This is a genomic window from Psychrobacter sp. H27 (assembly GCF_059072655.1).
Genome location: NZ_JCACRX010000001.1, coordinates 2,701,921 through 2,720,266 on the forward strand (window position 1 = coordinate 2,701,921; position 18,346 = coordinate 2,720,266).

At 45.5% G+C, this 18,346-nt stretch carries 13 protein-coding genes; 8 read left to right on the plus strand and 5 right to left on the minus strand.

All coding sequences use genetic code 11. The features are described from left to right. Window positions 1-127 precede the first annotated feature (127 nt). Window positions 128-499 carry an arsenate reductase gene (locus tag AC5JPY_RS11205; RefSeq protein ID WP_443524788.1) on the plus strand — a complete coding sequence of 124 codons (372 nt, stop codon included), beginning with the start codon at window positions 128-130 and terminating at the stop codon, window positions 497-499. A 142-nt stretch (window positions 500-641) separates the two neighbouring features. Here the strand turns inward: AC5JPY_RS11205 and argB are convergent, their stop codons facing one another. The 5 genes from argB to AC5JPY_RS11230 form a co-directional block, all read right to left on the minus strand. After that, entirely contained in the window at window positions 642-1,544 is a 903-nt protein-coding gene (gene argB / locus AC5JPY_RS11210) for an acetylglutamate kinase (protein WP_319049905.1), read from the minus strand. Window positions 1,545-1,628: 84 nt separating this feature from the next. After that, window positions 1,629-3,599, minus strand: a complete 1,971-nt coding sequence (locus tag AC5JPY_RS11215; RefSeq protein ID WP_493852476.1) for a phosphohexomutase domain-containing protein — start codon at window positions 3,597-3,599, stop codon at window positions 1,629-1,631. A 126-nt stretch (window positions 3,600-3,725) separates the two neighbouring features. Next, window positions 3,726-4,190 carry a dUTP diphosphatase gene (gene dut / locus AC5JPY_RS11220; protein ID WP_493852477.1) on the minus strand — a complete coding sequence of 155 codons (465 nt, stop codon included), beginning with the start codon at window positions 4,188-4,190 and terminating at the stop codon, window positions 3,726-3,728. A gap of 147 nt (window positions 4,191-4,337) precedes the next feature. Further along, the gene (mgtE, locus tag AC5JPY_RS11225) at window positions 4,338-5,741 is read right to left on the minus strand and encodes a magnesium transporter (protein WP_493852478.1); all 1,404 of its coding nucleotides are present in this window, start codon (window positions 5,739-5,741) and stop codon (window positions 4,338-4,340) included. 126 nt (window positions 5,742-5,867) lie between these two features. Beyond that, window positions 5,868-7,901 (minus strand): UvrD-helicase domain-containing protein, encoded by a 2,034-nt coding sequence (locus AC5JPY_RS11230; RefSeq protein WP_493852479.1) that lies wholly within the window; start codon window positions 7,899-7,901, stop codon window positions 5,868-5,870. Between the two features lie 829 nt (window positions 7,902-8,730). Here AC5JPY_RS11230 and ndhC point away from each other — a divergent pair. The 7 genes from ndhC (at window position 8,731) to nuoH (ending at window position 18,324) form a co-directional block, all read left to right on the plus strand. Beyond that, a complete protein-coding gene (gene ndhC / locus AC5JPY_RS11235; protein WP_319049910.1) occupies window positions 8,731-9,354 on the plus strand; it encodes an NADH-quinone oxidoreductase subunit A in 624 nt (207 codons plus the stop codon). 186 nt (window positions 9,355-9,540) lie between these two features. Further along, window positions 9,541-10,209 carry a NuoB/complex I 20 kDa subunit family protein gene (locus AC5JPY_RS11240; RefSeq protein ID WP_319049911.1) on the plus strand — a complete coding sequence of 223 codons (669 nt, stop codon included), beginning with the start codon at window positions 9,541-9,543 and terminating at the stop codon, window positions 10,207-10,209. Between the two features lie 132 nt (window positions 10,210-10,341). Beyond that, window positions 10,342-12,117 (plus strand): NADH-quinone oxidoreductase subunit C/D, encoded by a 1,776-nt coding sequence (nuoC, locus tag AC5JPY_RS11245; RefSeq protein WP_319049912.1) that lies wholly within the window; start codon window positions 10,342-10,344, stop codon window positions 12,115-12,117. A gap of 152 nt (window positions 12,118-12,269) precedes the next feature. Continuing rightward, complete coding sequence (nuoE, locus tag AC5JPY_RS11250; protein ID WP_201555956.1) at window positions 12,270-12,779, plus strand: NADH-quinone oxidoreductase subunit NuoE; 510 nt, start codon at window positions 12,270-12,272, stop codon at window positions 12,777-12,779. Continuing rightward, window positions 12,776-14,200, plus strand: a complete 1,425-nt coding sequence (nuoF, locus tag AC5JPY_RS11255; RefSeq protein ID WP_319049913.1) for an NADH-quinone oxidoreductase subunit NuoF — start codon at window positions 12,776-12,778, stop codon at window positions 14,198-14,200. Before nuoE ends, nuoF begins: the two co-directional genes overlap by 4 nt. A 10-nt stretch (window positions 14,201-14,210) precedes the next feature. Further along, entirely contained in the window at window positions 14,211-17,279 is a 3,069-nt protein-coding gene (nuoG, locus tag AC5JPY_RS11260; RefSeq protein ID WP_493852480.1) for an NADH-quinone oxidoreductase subunit NuoG, read from the plus strand. A gap of 52 nt (window positions 17,280-17,331) precedes the next feature. Then, window positions 17,332-18,324 carry an NADH-quinone oxidoreductase subunit NuoH gene (gene nuoH, locus AC5JPY_RS11265; protein ID WP_179798733.1) on the plus strand — a complete coding sequence of 331 codons (993 nt, stop codon included), beginning with the start codon at window positions 17,332-17,334 and terminating at the stop codon, window positions 18,322-18,324. Window positions 18,325-18,346 lie beyond the last annotated feature (22 nt).

Below are 18,346 nucleotides of genomic sequence, written 5' to 3' on the forward strand. Positions count from 1 at the left end.
TTGCGACGATATGATGCATTCACTAACAAGGTTTGTGGATTGACCGTGAGGTATTTTCTATATCTAGTCAGCCTTCGGTATAATAGGAACATTCACAGGCATTTATGGGCAATAATAAGGACTCGCAATGACCATCACTATTTACGGTATCAAATCATGCAGCACAATGAAAAAGGCGTTCAATAAGCTAGATGAATTAGGCGTTAGCTATGAGTTTCACGACTATAAAAAACAAGGTATCAATAAAGAAGCAGTACAGCGCTGGGTAAATGAGTTGGGTATTGATAAGGTGCTGAATAAACGCGGCACGACATGGCGAAAGCTAGATGACAGTCAAAAGCAAGCGGCTGATGCTGGTGTAGACAACGCGATAGATTTACTCGTGGAAAATACTAGCATGATTAAACGCCCGATTGTAGAAGGTCAGCTGGCAGATAAAAATCAAGAAGTATTGCTGTGCGGTTTTAATGAAGCGGAGTTTGATAAGGCTTTTTCGTAATTCGTTATTCTACATGACCAGCTTTCAAGAATTGCCACTCTAAAAGCTTAAAAGTTTAAAAAACCTAAAAGAGCCCGAGCTAGTGCAAAGCTCGGGCTCTTTTGTATTGATAGCTGATAATAGGCACGTTTTGTGAGTCTAATTATGCATCTATTTCACGGCTAATGAGGGTACCAACGCCTTCATTAGTAAAAATTTCCAACAAGGTCGCGTGGGGTACACGGCCATCGACGATAACGGCACTTTTGACGCCGCTACGTACCGCATCAAGCGCACACTGAATTTTAGGAATCATGCCGCCTGAGATCGTACCGTCTTCGATGAGGCCATCGACTTTCTTTGGCGTCAGTCCAGTGACCACTTCACCATCACGGCCCAGTACGCCTTTGATATTAGTGAGCAGCATCAGCTTCTCTGCTTGCAAAAACTCTGCGACTTTTCCTGCGACCAGATCGGCGTTGATGTTGTAGGTATTGCCTTCTTTATCAACGCCAAGTGGTGCGATAACGGGAATAAAGTCAGAGGCAATCAGCATGTTAATCACATCTTTATTGACACTCACCACATCACCGACGAACCCTAAATCGACAGGAACAGCGATACCATCTGCGCCTATTTTTTCCATCATCAGTTTTTTCGCTTGAATCAAATTGGCATCTTTACCGGTCAGACCGATCGCGCGCCCGCCATGCTTATTAATTAAGCTAACAATGGATTTGTTAACACTACCGCCCAATACCATCTCTACAACATCCATGGTGCTTTTGTCGGTGACACGCATCCCATCGATACGGTCTGATTGACGGCCTAGCTCTTTTAATAAGTTATCGACTTGTGGACCGCCACCATGAACGACTACTGGATGCATACCCACAGTTTTTAGTAAGACGATATCGCGAGCAAATGAGCTCTCAAGCTCAGGGTCGGTCATCGCATTGCCGCCATACTTCACCACGATGAGCTTATCAACAAAACGCTGAATATAGGGTAACGCTGTGGTCAATACCTCAGCAGTGTTTTTGGCATCATCTAAATTAAGCGTCATTATGAACTCCTAAGGGCAGTGTTGAGTGGGTTGTTTTTGTTGTATCTATTGTCTCTAACGAGATAACGATATGATTTTGTATGGCTACTCAGCAGGCATAGCAACGATCTGTTGTGCTAGCGCTGCGCTAAATGGTCGGCACAGAGCCGCAAACGTTGCCTGAATATCTCTTAAGTCGTCCATGCTGTTGCCTGCAAAGCGTGCAGTTAGGTTGTTACTGGTGTTTGATTGGCGTAATACCCCAAACCCATGTGCAAAGTCCAAGCGTATACCATCAATGCAGTTCAGCTTAGTTCCTGTGGGGAATAAACACTTGGCTTGCCCAACTGTTATGTATGATCTGACTGTGGCGCAAGCACATATTGACGACTTGCATAAGGCAGTTGGTAGATGGGCAACTTCTAAGGGTTGTTCAGGCTTATTGATAGAGTTGCTAACAGAACCGTTAATAGCGTCAGTATCGACAGATATACCAACCAGATGCTGCAAGTAGGTACAGAAACTCGTCAATTGCTCCATAATTGTACAATCTCTCATAGTCGCCTGCGGTATTGGTAGATAATGGTCAGCGGTACTGACCATCGCAGGCAAGCGTTGCATAATATCTGTCAGAGATTTTTTATTATCAAATGCATTACGAGACTGGTCAAACCGATGCAGCAGCCGTAATGCAGCGTACATCGCATCATCATAAGCAATAAAACGACTGTCATTGAAAATAAAATGTCCCGATAATTCACCAGCGAAAACAATTTGACTGTCAGGGTGTTGTATCTGTTGGCGCATAAAGCTGCTGCCTGTCTTACTAATCACAGGCGTGGCTTTGAGGTTGGTCAGTAATTTTGGTAAATGGTGGGTACATTTGACATCGAACAGCACTTCAGGCGCTAGTAAGGAGTCAAGTAGAGGTTTGGGATGCTCAGTGAGGGCAATACGTGCCAAAAAGTAGAGCAAATAATCAGGAGTGACCACTTTGCCTTCATTGTCGACGACTACCAAACGATCACCATCACCATCAAAAGCCAGGCCCATATCTGCATTGTGAAAAATGACAGCTTGTTGCAACTCGGTTAGACGGTTAGGCTCGGAGGGGTCAGGGTTGCCCAATGGAAAGCTGCCATCTGGCGTACCATTGAGAACAATGACCTGCTGACAAAAACGCTCAAACAAGCGCTGAGCGATGTTGCCTGTAGCACCATGCATACAGTCAATGACTATGATTAAATCAAGGTTGAGAGGATTTTCTGGTGTTTTTGTAGATGCTATTTGACCGTGGCTTGTCCGATTGTGAGTTGTCTGTGTGTGCCGAGACAGCTGCTCAAATACTTTTTCAATAGCCGTGATATAAGTATCTGCAACCTGCCCGTCAGGTAGCTCTGTTAGCAAATCGTTCGATGACTCGGTATCGAGGACAGTGTCTGTAAAGCTTGAGTCTAAGGCGACTTTGTTAGATTGATTCTTAGGTGAGTAATGATTGTGATGGGCAATCAGTTGTTGATACAGGGTTTGTATCTCTGAGCTGCTTGGGGATTTATGATTGACTAGCCACTTGATGCCTAATATCTCTTTGGCAGAATGGCTGGCAGTCACCATGATACCATGACCTTGATATTGCGCTGACCAAAATGCCATCATTGGCGTGGTAATGAGCCCCAGTTGGATAACACGTAAGCCTCTCTCTATCAGGGTGGTAGATAGTGCGCGAGCAATCGTCTCACTGCCAACACGCATGTCGTAACCGATAATGACAATATTTGTAATAATGTTATTTTTAATGCCAGTGTTCTTAACACGCTGGCTTTTAACATCAGTGTTTTTAATGCCATTGCTCTCACTCCGAGCACCTTGCTTAGTAATTACAGTGCTGTTTTTACAGTCATCCATATCAGCAACCATGACCGCATCATTATGCTGAGCCAGCTGGCGGTCTTGGGAATTATAGAGATGCGCAAAAGCATATCCCAATGCTTGTACAAACTCGTTTGTAAAATACTGATGCGACCCACGGATATCATAAGCACGAAATAAGAAATGCTGAGCCGCAAAAGATGGCATTGCTTACACTCCTTATTTCCGTAATTATGGTGAGATGATAAGTAAGATAAAAACGAGATAGCCTAAGATCTTATCAATGCTATCCAAATAAACGCTAGTCGCTATCCAAAAAACTGTCTATTTGAGCTACTGACGACCTGAATGTCCGAACCCACCAGCACCACGTACGCTTTCATCACTGAATTCTGCGACGACTTCAAACGCAGGACGGGCAATAGGAACGACAATATACTGTGCCATACGTTCGGCTGGATTAAGTACAAAGTCATTTTCGCTACGGTTCCAAATACTGACCATCAGCTCACCTTGATAGTCAGCATCAATGAGCCCAACCAAGTTACCCAAGACGATACCGTGCTTATGACCGAGACCTGAGCGCGGTAGGATCATGCCCGCATAATTAGGATCTTGGATATAGACCGCAAGGCCTGTACCGATCAAATGGGTTTCGCCTGCCTTGATGGTCAAGGGTTCATCGATACAAGCACGCAGATCGATACCAGCACTGCCGTCGGTTGCACGAGTCGGTAGAGAGAACGCTTCATCTTCAGTAATTTTAGGGTTTACGACTTTAACTTGTACAGCCTGCATAACACACTCGCTTCATGGTTTGATAGATTCTAGACCTTAGTTTCTAAAATTTAGATGCTAGATTACGATTTTAAAAAGTTATTCAATGTTTTTAGATAAGTTATAGTGTCATATTTTAGATAGAGAGCTGACTATTCGATAGTTTCATTAAAGTATTAGTACGCTGGCTAATCCTAAGAATGACATAAAACCGACAATATCTGTGACGGTGGTTAGTATCACTGAAGCGGACAACGCAGGATCGATATTCATGCGTTTTAGCATCAGCGGTATACTAATCCCTGAGACATTAGCCGCAGTCATATTAATCGCAATGGCAAAGCCAATGACGGCACTAATCTTGATATCATGAAACCATAATTGAGCAATAAACGCCATGATTATCGCCCAAATGATACCGTTTATCGCACCCACCCACAGCTCTTTGTTGAGTAGCCAGACTCGGTTAGAACCACCGATTTGACCCATTGCCATACCGCGGATGACGACAGTCAATGTCTGTGAGCCTGCAATACCGCCCATACTGGCAACTACAGGCATCAATATCGCTAGCGCCACCACTTGTGCCAATACTTCCTCGAACTGTCCAATCACTGCTGCGGCCAGAAGCGCGGTACATAAGTTAATGCCTAGCCAGACGCTACGGCTTTTGGCACTGGTTAAGATAGGCGCGAACAGCTCTTCATCTTGACTAACACCAGCGAGGTTTTTCATGGTGCTATCAACATCATCTTGGATAATTTCCATAATGTCCTCGCCATTTAGCTGTCCAACCAGTTCGCCATGACTATTAATGACAGGCGCAAAGCGGATGTCTTCTGAACGAAAAATCGCAGCGGCATCTTGGATGTCTAAGCGATCGTTAATCGTAATAGCAGTATCAATCAGCTCCGAGACTAGGGTGCTTTGCTTATGTTTGATCAAATCTACTAAGCTCAATAGACCGAGTAATTGCTGGCTTTGATCAACCACTAGCAGCTCTTGGCTTTCGTCATCAAGTAAATCGTCGTTTTGGCGCAGCCAATCTTGTACATCAGACAGATAGATATCATCTCTTATTTGGATAATATCAGGATCCATATAGCTGCCAACTTCCCAGTCGTTGTACGTATCAAGTTTATTGACTTGGACACGCGTCTCTTCGTCCAGCGTTGCCATCACTGAGGTACGGACGCTCTCAGTTACGGTATCCAGAATCTCAGAGATATCCTGAGCATCGAGGTCTTGAGTAAACAATGAGATCTCTTGAGAAGAGATGTTCTCCATCAACGGCTGGCGAGTATCGTACTCGAGCTCAGCAAGCACTTCACCCTTGATGCTCTCTGGTACTTGCTCCCAAATGAGTAAACGGTTCTGGGTAGGGAACGATTCTAGTAGGCTTGCAATCTCATACTCAGACTGCTTTTCTAAAAACTCGGTGATTGCCTCATATGCTTTATTGGCCACCAAATCCTGCAAATACAGCAGTTTATATTCGGCGCTGTATTCAGCTGGATTGTAATCGCCTGGTAGTGTTGATGGTCGTTCCTGCTCGGGCGTCGGGGTAGGCATAAGGGATCCCATATTTTTAGAAAGGTGAAATAACTATAGCCCAATCATGTGTCAACGATTGCAGCGTGACGCTTGCCAAATGTACTCAGTCAACAATATGCGCTGTCAATACTACTAGTGCTGATGTTAGCGTTTACCGAGTAGCGCTCGAATATTGGCCAAGTATTCATCAGCGACAGCCTCTGGGTCTTTGGTCGCTTTTTTCTTTTTTGCTTTGGCGGGCCAATCAATATGATCTTCAGGCAGCTCGTCCAAAAACCGAGACTCAGAGGTGACACGCATTTGCCCACCAGCACGGCGCTGGGTTGCAAGCGTCAATGTCAGCTCGCGACGCGCACGAGTAATCCCTACATACATCAGACGACGTTCTTCTTCGACTGTCTCACTCATGATAGAGTTGCGATGCGGTAGCATCTCTTCCTCAAGCCCCATGATATAGACAAAATCAAACTCCAAACCTTTTGCCGCATGCAAGGTCATCAAGTTGACTTTGTTGGTGTTTTCTTCTTCTTGCTGTTGTTCGAGCATATCGAGCAAGACCAGTTTACGAATGATGGTATCAATCGTCCGGTCTTCGTCCTCTTCCGCGCGATTAATCAATGACTGAATACTGGTATACAGCATATCGATATTATCAATGCGGTTTTTTTCTTGCTGCGGTGTTTTGGCATCGCTACGGACAAAATCAATATAGCCTGTCTCATCAATCATTTGACGCACGATTGGCACAGGATCAGGGTGCTGATCCAGCTCACGCGTATAGTGCTCAATGAACTCACCAAACTCTTTTATTGTGCCATAAGCCTTGGAAGGTAACACGTGGGTCAGGCCCGCATGAGTACAGGAAGCCAGTAGCGATATACTGTGTTCTTGTGCAAACAAGCCGAGCTTTTCGAGCGTGGCAGGTCCCATACCGCGCTTAGGGGTATTAATAATCCGCAAAAACGCACTGTCATCTTCAGGATTCAAGATCAGACGCAGATAGCCCATGATGTCTTTGATTTCACTACGAGCAAAGAAAGACTGTCCACCCGATAATTTATAAGGAATTTGCAGCTGGCGCAGTTGCGCCTCTAGCATGCGTGCCTGAAAGTTACTGCGGTATAGCACTGCATATTGCTCCCACTCATTGCCAAAGCGCAATTTGTGCGTGACGATTTCTTTAGCGACGCGCTCCGATTCGTCATCGTCATTACGGCAGTTGATGATCCGAATCTTTTCGCCTTGGCCCTTATCTGACCACAGTTTCTTTTCAAATAAATGCTCGTTGTTGGTAATAACCGCGTTGGCCGAGGTCAAAATACGCGTAGTCGAGCGGTAGTTTTGCTCAAGCATGACAATTTTTAGTTTTGGAAAATCTTCTTTTAGCAGCGCCATGTTTTCAGGTTTTGCCCCGCGCCATGCGTAGATAGACTGATCGTCATCACCTACCACGGTAAATCGCCCTTGCGGCCCAACAAGATTTTTAATCATTTCGTACTGAGCGGTATTGGTATCTTGATACTCATCGACTAATAAATAACGAATACGGTTTTGCCACTTGTCACGTAGCTCTCTATTTTCACGTAAAATCTTGGTAGGCAATACAATCAGGTCATCAAAATCAACGGCATTATACGCGCGCAAGTTACGCTCATAAAGCGCATATAACGTCGCAAAAATCATCTCTTCTGGATCGTCTAGCGTTTCCATCGCCTGATCAGGCTCGACCAAATCGTTTTTCCAGTCAGAGATCATCTTGATGGCTTTGCCAACGAGCTCGCGACTTTCAGCGCCACTCAAGTTATCGCGCATCATGAGCTCCATCAAAAGACGCTTACTGTCGTCACTGTCCATGATAGAAAAATTGCCTTTGAGCGGGGTATGAATCAGCTCATAGCGCAAAAACTGTAGACCAAATTGGTGAAAGGTCGATACCGTTAGACCGCGCATTTTTTCACTTGGTAGTAGTTTACTGACACGCGCTTTCATTTCACGTGCTGCTTTATTGGTAAAGGTCACCGCCGTGATACGCTCAGCTGGCATATCACACTCTTGGATCAGGTAGGCGATCTTACGCGTGATCACCGAGGTCTTACCAGAGCCTGCACCTGCAAGGACGAGTAGGGGACCAGATACGTAGAGCATGGCCTCGGATTGTTTGGGATTGAGTTGACTCATAACGTGACCTGTAAGACAAAAGCAAAAAGAGGGTAGCACTGATATCGCACCAGTAGATGAACACGACGCGTCTCACCAAAATCAATATCGTAGCGACAGTTGAATACTATTTATTGTTGGATACTATGTATTATAAGAATAATTGAGTTTACGGTCTGATAGTAAAATATCACCAAAATCAGGTGGGTTATTATAAAGCAAAAACAGCTCTTTTGGGGAGGAGTTGGTTGCTGAAATAAGAGTGCTTGATCAACTAAGTTTTGATAAATCTTGTAGCAAGATGCGAGCATGGTTAAAAGTATGGATTTGGGGTTAATATAAGGTAAAGTCCATATCATAATTCATAGTAAAAAAAACACATTTTTTTTGCACAGAAAGTGACCGTTCAATACAGTTAAAAACTAGCTTTTAGGCACTGATATGCGTATAGTACGTAAATAATTTATGCCAGTTGTCACGCCATTATTGACCACGTGTAATGAGCTATTAAATCAATTAAATACGCAGCCAGATATGATATTGATTTAATACGTTGATCTTACGTTGTTAGAAGATGCGTTGGGCGACCAGCCTTTGTCCGCGTGCATTCCGGAATCTCTACAGTTGGTCATGTCTGACATCGTCGTCAATACGCTTGATAATTGGTTATTACCAGCAAAATACCTAACATGTGACTCAATGACAGTTACTTAAACTCAGTGACAAATGCTTAAATGCAATGACAGTCGCTTTGTGTTTTCGTCTACGTTATACCTGTCGTGAGGCGACCCTCGTAGGTCAGTACTTGCGCTGTGTATGACACTCGATTGGGTGAGGAGCACGTATTATCATGTCTGCTTTTAATTGGTCAGCAGTTGCTTTTATCTTAGCCGCCATTGGGCTAGTTGTCTTTATGCTGGTTGTACCGCGTTTGCTTGGTGGCCGCTCTCAAGGCTCACAAAAAGAAGAAATATTTGAAGCGGGTGTTGTCGGATCTGGCAACGCCCGTATTCGTTTGTCTGCTAAATTCTATCTTGTAGCGATTTTCTTTGTTATCTTTGATTTAGAAGCGCTATATCTCTACGCTTATGCTGTTTCAGTAAGAGAGGCTGGCTGGCTTGGTTTTGCCGCCGCTGCTACCTTTATCACTATCCTAATTATTGGTCTGATCTATGAGCTCAGCTTGGGTGCGATGAATTGGGCACCTGCAGATAAGCTACGCAAAAAAGTACGCTTACATGCCGCTCCTGCTGGCTTTAATCTGGCAGACATTACCAAGTTTGATGGCGCTCACGAATTGATGGTCGATCCTACCGGTAAGGTGCCAGCACAGTCATCAGGACAAATCAATGTCTCAAACAATATTGAGGCCAATCGCCGTCATCTACAAAACATTGATCATATCAATACGACAGGTAATGTGACTACTGTAGATTTTGCGACGTCTGCTCAACGAGACAAGACTGAGCGTTAGCACTAGCTGATGATTTTGGCTCGTAGCATTTGTCACAATGGGCAGCAAGATATAAAGACGGTAGTCGGTTTTATCAACGATCACCGATGATCAGATATTTATGATCAGATACTCAATAATAAAAGTTATGGCAATAGCGCAATTAAGCTGACTGCTACGCCAAACTTAATATGAAGGTTGTATGTTATGAAATACACATTAACAAAAGCCAACCCTGATGCAGATACCTATCCTGCACAGACCAGCCAAACGGTCAATGATCCTATCGAAGACGAAGTCAATAAAAACGTCTTTATGGGTCGCCTAGAAGATCTTGTTCATTCAACAGCAAATTGGGGGCGCAAGCACTCACTATGGCCATTTAACTTTGGTACGTCTTGTTGTTATGTCGAATATGCCACTACCTTAACTGCTGTTCATGACTTGTCACGCTTTGGGGCAGAGGTTATCCGTGCGTCACCTCGTCAAGCAGACGTGATGATCGTCGCCGGTACTTGCTTCGTCAAAATGGCCCCTGTTATCCAGCGTCTTTATGAGCAAATGCTCGAGCCAAAATGGGTCATCTCTATGGGCGCCTGTGCCAACTCGGGCGGTATGTATGATATCTACTCGGTCGTACAAGGCGTGGATAAGATTATCCCTGTTGATGTGTATGTGCCTGGCTGTCCGCCGCGTCCAGAAGCGTTGATTCAAGGTTTGATGTTACTGCAAGAATCGATCACTAAAGAACGTCGTCCATTGGGCATTCACGTCAATGAACAAGGGGTCTATCAACCTCAGATGACACCTGAACGTGACCGTAAGCAGGCAGACCGTATCGCTGTCAAAAACTTACGTAGCCCAGATAGTATTTAGGTTTTAAACAGCATTTAGACTTGTAGTAATAGTTTTAATATTTTATGCGCTTATCATAGTTCGGTTATGATTAACATAGCTCAGTTATGGTTGACATAGTTCAGTTATGATTAATGAAGGAATACATCATTCATGGTCACGGTAGTCGAAAACACAGATCCTAGGATCAAGCCCGTCCCAGCAGTCATTACAGAGCTGGAGCAGAAGTACGCTGGTAAATTTGTTGTGCAGCACACTGTGGATGAGATTCCAACGGTTTGGGTGGCTCGTGCAGACTTATTAGACGTTCTCTTGTTCCTACGCAAATTGCCCAAGCCCTATGTCATGCTATTTGATTTGTCAGCGATAGATGAGCGCTTGCGTCAGCACAGAGCGGGTTTGCCTGACAGTGATTTTACCGTTTTTTACCATTTAATGTCGCTTGAGCGCAATAGTGATATACGTGTCAAAGTCGCACTGAGCGAAGACGATCTCAACGTGCCAAGCGCTACCAATATTTGGCCAAACGCCAACTGGTATGAGCGCGAAGTATGGGATATGTTCGGTATTGTCTTTAGCGGCCATCCGCATTTGACCCGTATTTTATTGCCAAAATACTGGGAAGGGCATCCACTGCGTAAAGAGTATCATGCACGTGCGACTGAGTTTACTCCGTATTTCTTGAACACGGCCAAGCAGCAATACGAACAAGAAAACCTGCGTTTTGTCCCAGAAGAGTGGGGTATGAAGCGTTCAGGTCGCGATGAGGACTTTATGTTCTTGAACATCGGCCCTAACCATCCCTCTGCTCATGGTGCGTTTCGTTTGGTGCTACAGCTTGATGGCGAAGAAGTCGTCGACTGTATCCCTGATATCGGCTATCACCATCGCGGCGCCGAAAAGATGGCTGAGCGCCAAACGTGGCACTCATTCATTCCTTATACCGACCGTATTGATTATCTTGGCGGTGTGATGAATGAGCTGCCGTACATCATGTCGGTCGAAAAGCTTGCTGGGATTACCATTCCACCTCGCGCCGAAACTATCCGTGTGATGATGAGTGAGTTTTTCCGAATCACCAACAATTTGCTATACGTTGGTACGTTCATTCAGGATGCGGGCGGCATGACGCCTGTATTCTATATGTTTACCGATCGCCAAAAAGCCTATGACGTTATCGAGGCGGTGACTGGCTACCGTATGCATCCTGCTTGGTTCCGTATCGGTGGTACGGCGGCTGACTTGCCACGTGGTTGGCAGCGTCTGGTTCGTGAATTCTTAGATTGGATGCCGAAACGCTTGGATGAGTATGTCAAAGCAGCATTACAGAACAGCGTACTCAAAGGCCGTACCCAAGGCGTTGCTCAGTACAACGCCAAGCAAGCATTGGCTTGGGGTGTGACAGGTGCGGGACTGCGTGCGACTGGTGTGGACTTTGATTTGCGTAAAGCACGTCCGTATATGGGCTATGAAAATTACGATTTTGAAGTACCCGTTGGTTACAACGGTGATGCGTATGATCGCTGTATGGTAAAAGTTGAAGAGATGCGCCAGTCATTACGTATCATTCGTCAATGTATGGACAACATGCCACAAGGCCCTTACAAAGCGGATCATCCACTCGCTGTGCCACCGCCAAAAGACCGTACGCTAAATGATATTGAGACATTGATTAACCACTTCATCTCAGTATCTTGGGGTCCTGTGATGCCAGCGGGTGAGTGTGCGACAATCGTCGAGGCGACCAAAGGTCTGAACAGTTATTACATCACCTCAGACAAAGCCACGATGAGCTATCGTACGCGCATTCGTACACCAACATTTGCGCATATACAACAGATGCCATCGGTCATTAATGGATCGCTTGTTTCTGACGCCATTATGTATTTAGCATCGATAGATATTGTGATGGCAGATTGTGATCGTTAAAGATGCCAGTAAGTCTTAAAGAATAGTTGTTTATCAATATATTATTGCCTGATGGCACACCAAAATGCTGTCACTTTTCGATATAACCCAGTTGCAATGAGACTGATATTGTCTAGTGATAGAGCAGGATGAGTGAGGAAAGATAGAAGATTATGAAAATTGTTTCCGACAAAATGCCAAAAGTAGATGTAGAGAGCATCCTCACCACTGAGGAAATTGCTGCCATTCATGAGTTTATGCATCATTACCCGCAAGCACGTGCCGCCTCGCTAGATGCACTTAAAATCGTGCAAAAGCGTAATGGCTGGGTTGATGACGCCCAGGCAAACGCTATTGCCAATATCCTAGACATTCCGATGTCAGATATGGATGGGGTTGCGACTTTCTTTAACCGTATCTACCGTCAGCCGGTCGGTCGTCATGTGATTCTGATCTGTGACTCTGTAGCTTGTTACTTGACAGGTTATGAGGCGCTATCAGCTGAAATTAGATCGCAGCTGGGTATCGAATACGGTCAGACAACTGCTGATGGTCGATTTACGCTATTGCCAATTTGCTGCTTAGGAAACTGCGACAAAGGCCCGGCAGTACTGATTGACGAAGACACTTACGGCCCTGTTCAACCCTCCGAGGTCGCGCAACTATTGGAGATATACGCATGAGTTTAACGATTTCAGAGCAGATTGCTCGTCGCGGTCAAGGTCAAGCACCAAGCCAGCTAAATGCACAGCGTGTTCCAATCTATGGCGATAAAGCCACAGCGACTAGCGAAACCAAGCCATTGACGTGGCGCCTAGCGCACCATGACGCCGTGCTTGATCTAGCCACTTATGAGTCCCTAAAAGGCTTTACGGGTCTGAAAGAAGCGCTATCTAAATCGCCTAAAGATGTCGGCAATATGATTAAAGCCGCCAATGTCCGCGGTCGCGGCGGTGCGGGTTTTAATGCGGGTCTGAAATGGTCATTTATGTCACCGCCAGATGGTCTACCGCGTTATCTCATCTGTAATGCTGATGAGATGGAGCCAGGCACGTTCAAAGATCGTCTACTGATGGAACGTCTACCGTTTCAGCTTATCGAAGGGATGCTCATTACCGCTCATGCTATTGGTGCGACGGACGGCTATATCTTTATCCGCGGTGAGTACATCTTGGCCGCTGAGCGTTTGGTGACTGCTATCGAAGAATGCTTGGCCAATAATCTGATGGGCGACAATATTTTAGGCTCAGACTTTAGCTTTAACTTGCATGTGCATACTGGCGCTGGACGTTATATCTGCGGTGAGGAAACGGCGTTAATTAACTGTTTAGAAGGTCGCCGTGCCAACCCACGTACTAAACCACCGTTTCCGCAAATCTCTGGTGCATGGGGTCGTCCAACCGTCGTCAACAACGTTGAAACGCTGTGCAATATGCCAGCGATTATGAACCATGGCGTCGAGTGGTATCAGTCATTATCTGAAATCAAAGGCAAAAGTAAAACGCCGGGCACCAAGCTATTTGGCTGCTCAGGATTGGTTAATGACCCAGGTCTATGGGAATTACCATTTGGTTATACGGCTCGCGAAATCATCGAAGATTTGGCAGGCGGTATGAAAGATGGCAAAACCCTCAAAGCGTGGCTGCCGGGTGGCGCCTCAACAGACTTTTTGACTACTGAGCATTTAGATGTGGTGGTGGATTTTGACACCATTCAAAACGCTGGTAGCCGTATGGGTACTGGTCTGATTATGGTCGTCGATGAATCACAAGACATGGTGCCATTACTACGCAACCTTGAGATTTTCTTTCAGCGTGAGTCATGCGGTTGGTGTACACCATGCCGTGATGGTCTGCCATGGGGCGTTAAATTGCTTACCGCCATCAATGATGGTGAAGGGCAAGTGGGCGATGTCGAAAAACTAGAAGGCCTGACGCGTGACTTATGGATTGGTAAAACATTCTGTGCGCATGCTCCAGGTGCGATGGAACCACTAATGAGTGCGATTAAATATTTCCGTCCAGAGTTTGATCAAAAAATCGCGCAGGCGGTTGGTGTCGATGTTATTGATGCGGCAGCCAACCAACAGCCAGTAGCGAAATAAGGAGAGCGGCATGGCAGTCATACATATTGATGGAACCACTGTCGAAGTAGATAGCGCAGATAACTTACTACAGGCCTGCTTATCACTTGGCATTGATGTGCCGTATTTTTGTTATCATCCAGCCCTTGGCTCAGTAGGCTCGTGCCGTCAGTGTGCGGTCAAGCAATTTCAGAGTAAAGACGACATGGAAGCAGGGCGCGGTCGTTTGGTGATGTCATGTATGGTCGCTCCTGGCGATGACATGTACATCTCTGTGACTGACGATGAAGCCAAAGCATTCCGTAAGTCGATGGTTGAGCTACTCATGACCAACCATCCGCATGACTGTCCAACCTGTGAAGAGGGCGGACATTGTCACTTGCAAGACATGACCTATATGTCAGGTCATAGCCGTCGTCGCTACCGCTTTACCAAACGCACGCACCACAACCAAGAGCTTGGCCCATTCATCGCACATGAGATGAACCGCTGTATCGCTTGCTATCGCTGTGTACGTTTTTATAAAGACTACGCGGGCGGCGAAGATTTGGGCGTTTACGGCTCAAACAATCGTGTGTATTTTGGCCGTGATAAAGATGGTCAGTTTGAAAGCGAATTTTCAGGTAACTTGACTGAAGTTTGTCCAACAGGTGTCTTTACCGATAAAACGCACTCTGAGCGCTACAACCGTAAATGGGATATGCAGTATGCGCCAAGCATCTGTCATGGCTGCTCAGCGGGTTGTAACATCTCACCGGGCGAGCGTTATGGTGAATTGCGCCGTATCGAAAACCGCTATAACGGCGAAGTAAACCGCTACTTCTTATGTGACCGTGGTCGCTTTGGTTATGGTTATGTCAACCGCGTGGATCGTCCAACCCAAGCGCTTGAACGCATCAATGATAAGCATGTCAAAATCAATATTGACTACGCACTTGATGAAACCATCAAACGACTCAAAGATAAAAAAGTCATTGGGATTGGCTCACCACGTGCCAGTTTAGAGACTAACTTTGCGCTAAAAAATCTCGTTGGCTTTGATAACTTTTCAACAGGTCTGAATCATCAGCAGCAAGCACTGGTTAATAAATGCATCGAAGTGCTTAACACTGAGGGTATTTATAACCCTAGCATGACTGATATCGAAACGCATGATGCAGTGCTCGTATTAGGTGAAGACATCACGCAAACGTCATCACGTGTCGCACTGTCAGTACGTCAAGCGGCAAAAAATGAAGGCCTAAAAATGGCAGCGGCGCTGCAAACGCAGCCTTGGCTTGCTGAACCCGTCAAACGTATCGCTCAAGATGCGCTAAGCCCAGTCTATGTCATCGATGTAACGCAAACTAAGCTAGAAGATATCAGTAAAGTGAGCGTAGTGGCGACCCCTGAAGACATCACTAAACTTGGCTTCAAGGTTGCTGATGAAATCGCTAATTTCGCTGATGATTTAGCAGAAATAAGAGACCCGCAAGCAGCTGATGCAAGTACTGAAACTGATGGTATGCAAGCGTTGGCGCAGCAAATCGCTTATGACTTGATTCAAGCCGATAAGCCTTTAGTTGTCTCGGGTAGCAGCTTGTCTTCTACCGCATTGATAGAAGCAGCAGCACAGATTACCCAAGCGTTGACCCAAAAACGTGCATCTATTAAAGCGACTGAGCAGCAGCAGGTTGAGGCACATAATGCCAAAGTACAGGTAGCCCAAGCAAAAGCGGCTAATGACCAGCCTGAAGAAGACCAAGATTTATCTGCTAAGCCAAACAAACCTGAAACAGGCGTCAATACAGAAGCTCAAGATGATGTCGAACGTGAGCCTGCTGAAAACCTTGAGTTAAAAGAAATTAATGATAAGTATCAGGCACAAGCAGGTATCTATCTAACGGTTCCTGATGCCAATAGCATAGGCATTTGTATGCTTGGTGGTCAGTCAGTTGAAGAACTGCTAGCGACTGATTACGATGTGGTTGTGGTTGCAGAAAACCAGCTAACAGATGCGATTGATGCCAATAAATTGACGCAGCTATTGACGGACAAAACGGTTATTGCATTAGATCATCAGCTCCTAGATTGGCATAAAGACGTCGATATTGTATTGCCAGCGGCTAGCTTTGCAGAAGCAGATGGTACATTGATATCGGCTGAAGGTCGTGCACAGCGTTTCTTCCAAGTTTACGATAATGAATACTACCATCCGATGAGCAGTATTAAAGAAGGTTGGCGTTGGATACATGCTGTGCATAGCAGCATTGAAGGTCGTGATGTCGATTGGACGCAGCTAGATGATGTAATCAATGCATTGATTGCCACCCATCCTAAACTTGCGGGTATTAAAGGCGCTGCGCCTGATGCTGATTACCGTATAACGGGTCTGAAAATCGCGCGTCAACCGCGTCGTTATTCAGGTCGTACTGCTATGCGTGCGCCAATCTCAGTGCACGAGCCAATGCAGCCAAAAGATTTGGATACTGGCCTAACTTTCTCAATGGAAGGTTATAGCGGTAAAGAAACGCCAAGCTCGATGATTCCTTTTGCCAATGCGGCAGGTTGGAACTCACCGCAAGCGTGGAACAAATATCAAGACAAAGTCGGCGGTCATTTGAAAGATGGTGATCCAGGTGTACGTTTATTCGATCAGCTAGAGCGCCTAGCCACTCGTCAATATGTGGCGCCAGAAGCGATGTCTTCGAATACAACTGACTTACAGCACGGCCAAGCCAAACTGGTGCCGATTCATAATATCTATGCCAGCTCAATGATGGCATCACGTAGCCCAATCGTCGCAGAGCAATTACCTGTTGCTGCTTGGCGTATCGGTATTGATGATGCTAAAGACTGGAATATCGCTGCTGGTGATTACTTAGCGATTGAGATTGATAAGCAGCAGATTACTTTACCTGTACAGCTTGTCGGTTATTTAGCAGAAGGCTGTATCGGCTATCCAGTTGGGCAGGTGAGTATTATCCACCCATCGATGCCAGCGTCAGTACGCAAAGTAGATGCGCCAGTAACGATGATGGGTAGCATGGCTAACGACATGATTAATGGTAATGACGCAGCGCAAATAAACGCAGCGCCGACCACCACACAGGAGGTGTAATATGCAAGTTACCCGTATTATCCCTGATGTGCCAAGCTTTTTGGCCAATAGCATGAGTTTTGATACTTGGTCTATTCTGTTTTTGGTGGGTCAGTCTTTAGTCATCTTTTTGGTCGTAGTATTGGTTGCCGCGATGATGATTATCTATGAGCGCCGCATGCTGGCCTTATGGCAAGATCGTTATGGTCCAAACCGTGTCGGGCCTTTTGGTTCGTTGCAGTTAGTCGCCGATATGCTAAAAATCTTCTTTAAAGAAGATTGGACACCAAACTTTACCGATAAGTTTATGTTCACCTTGGCACCTGCGGTCGCAATGTTTACTGCCTTAGCTTCATTTGCCATTATTCCTATCTCACCAACACTTGGCGTGGTTGATTGGGATATCGGTATTCTATTCTTCTTTGCTATGGCAGGTATTGCTGTCTATGCAGTGATGTTCGGTGGTTGGGCTTCTGCCAACAAGTTCTCACTACTCGGTGGTTTGCGCTCAGCAGCACAGACGATCAGTTACGAAGTGTTTCTGGGTTTGTCGTTGATGGGCGTTGTTGCTTTGACAGGTTCGTTTAACTTGCGTGCCATTGTCGAAGCACAAGCAGACGGCTGGTATATCATTCCGCAGTTTTTCGGATTCTTAACCTTTGTGGTGGCTGGTGTTGCCGTCACACATAGACATCCATTTGACCAACCAGAAGCAGAGCAAGAACTGGCTGAAGGTTATCATGTCGAATATTCTGGCATGAAGTTTGGTATGTTCTTCATTGGTGAGTATGTCAACGTTGTCTTGATTTCTGCTTTGATGACTTGCTTGTTCTTTGGCGGTTGGCTTGCGCCGTTCAATTTAGATATTCCATTTATTCCACCAGCTTTTTGGTTCATGATTAAAACGCTGTTCTTTATGACCATGTTTGTTTTGGCTCGAGGCTCACTCATGCGTCCGCGTTATGATCAGGTGATGAACTTTGGCTGGAAAGTATGTCTGCCCGTAACCTTGATCAATCTGTTGATTACTGCTGCGGTCATTTTGATCTTTTCTCCAACGTTATAGTCATTACTAGTAGCCATCACTG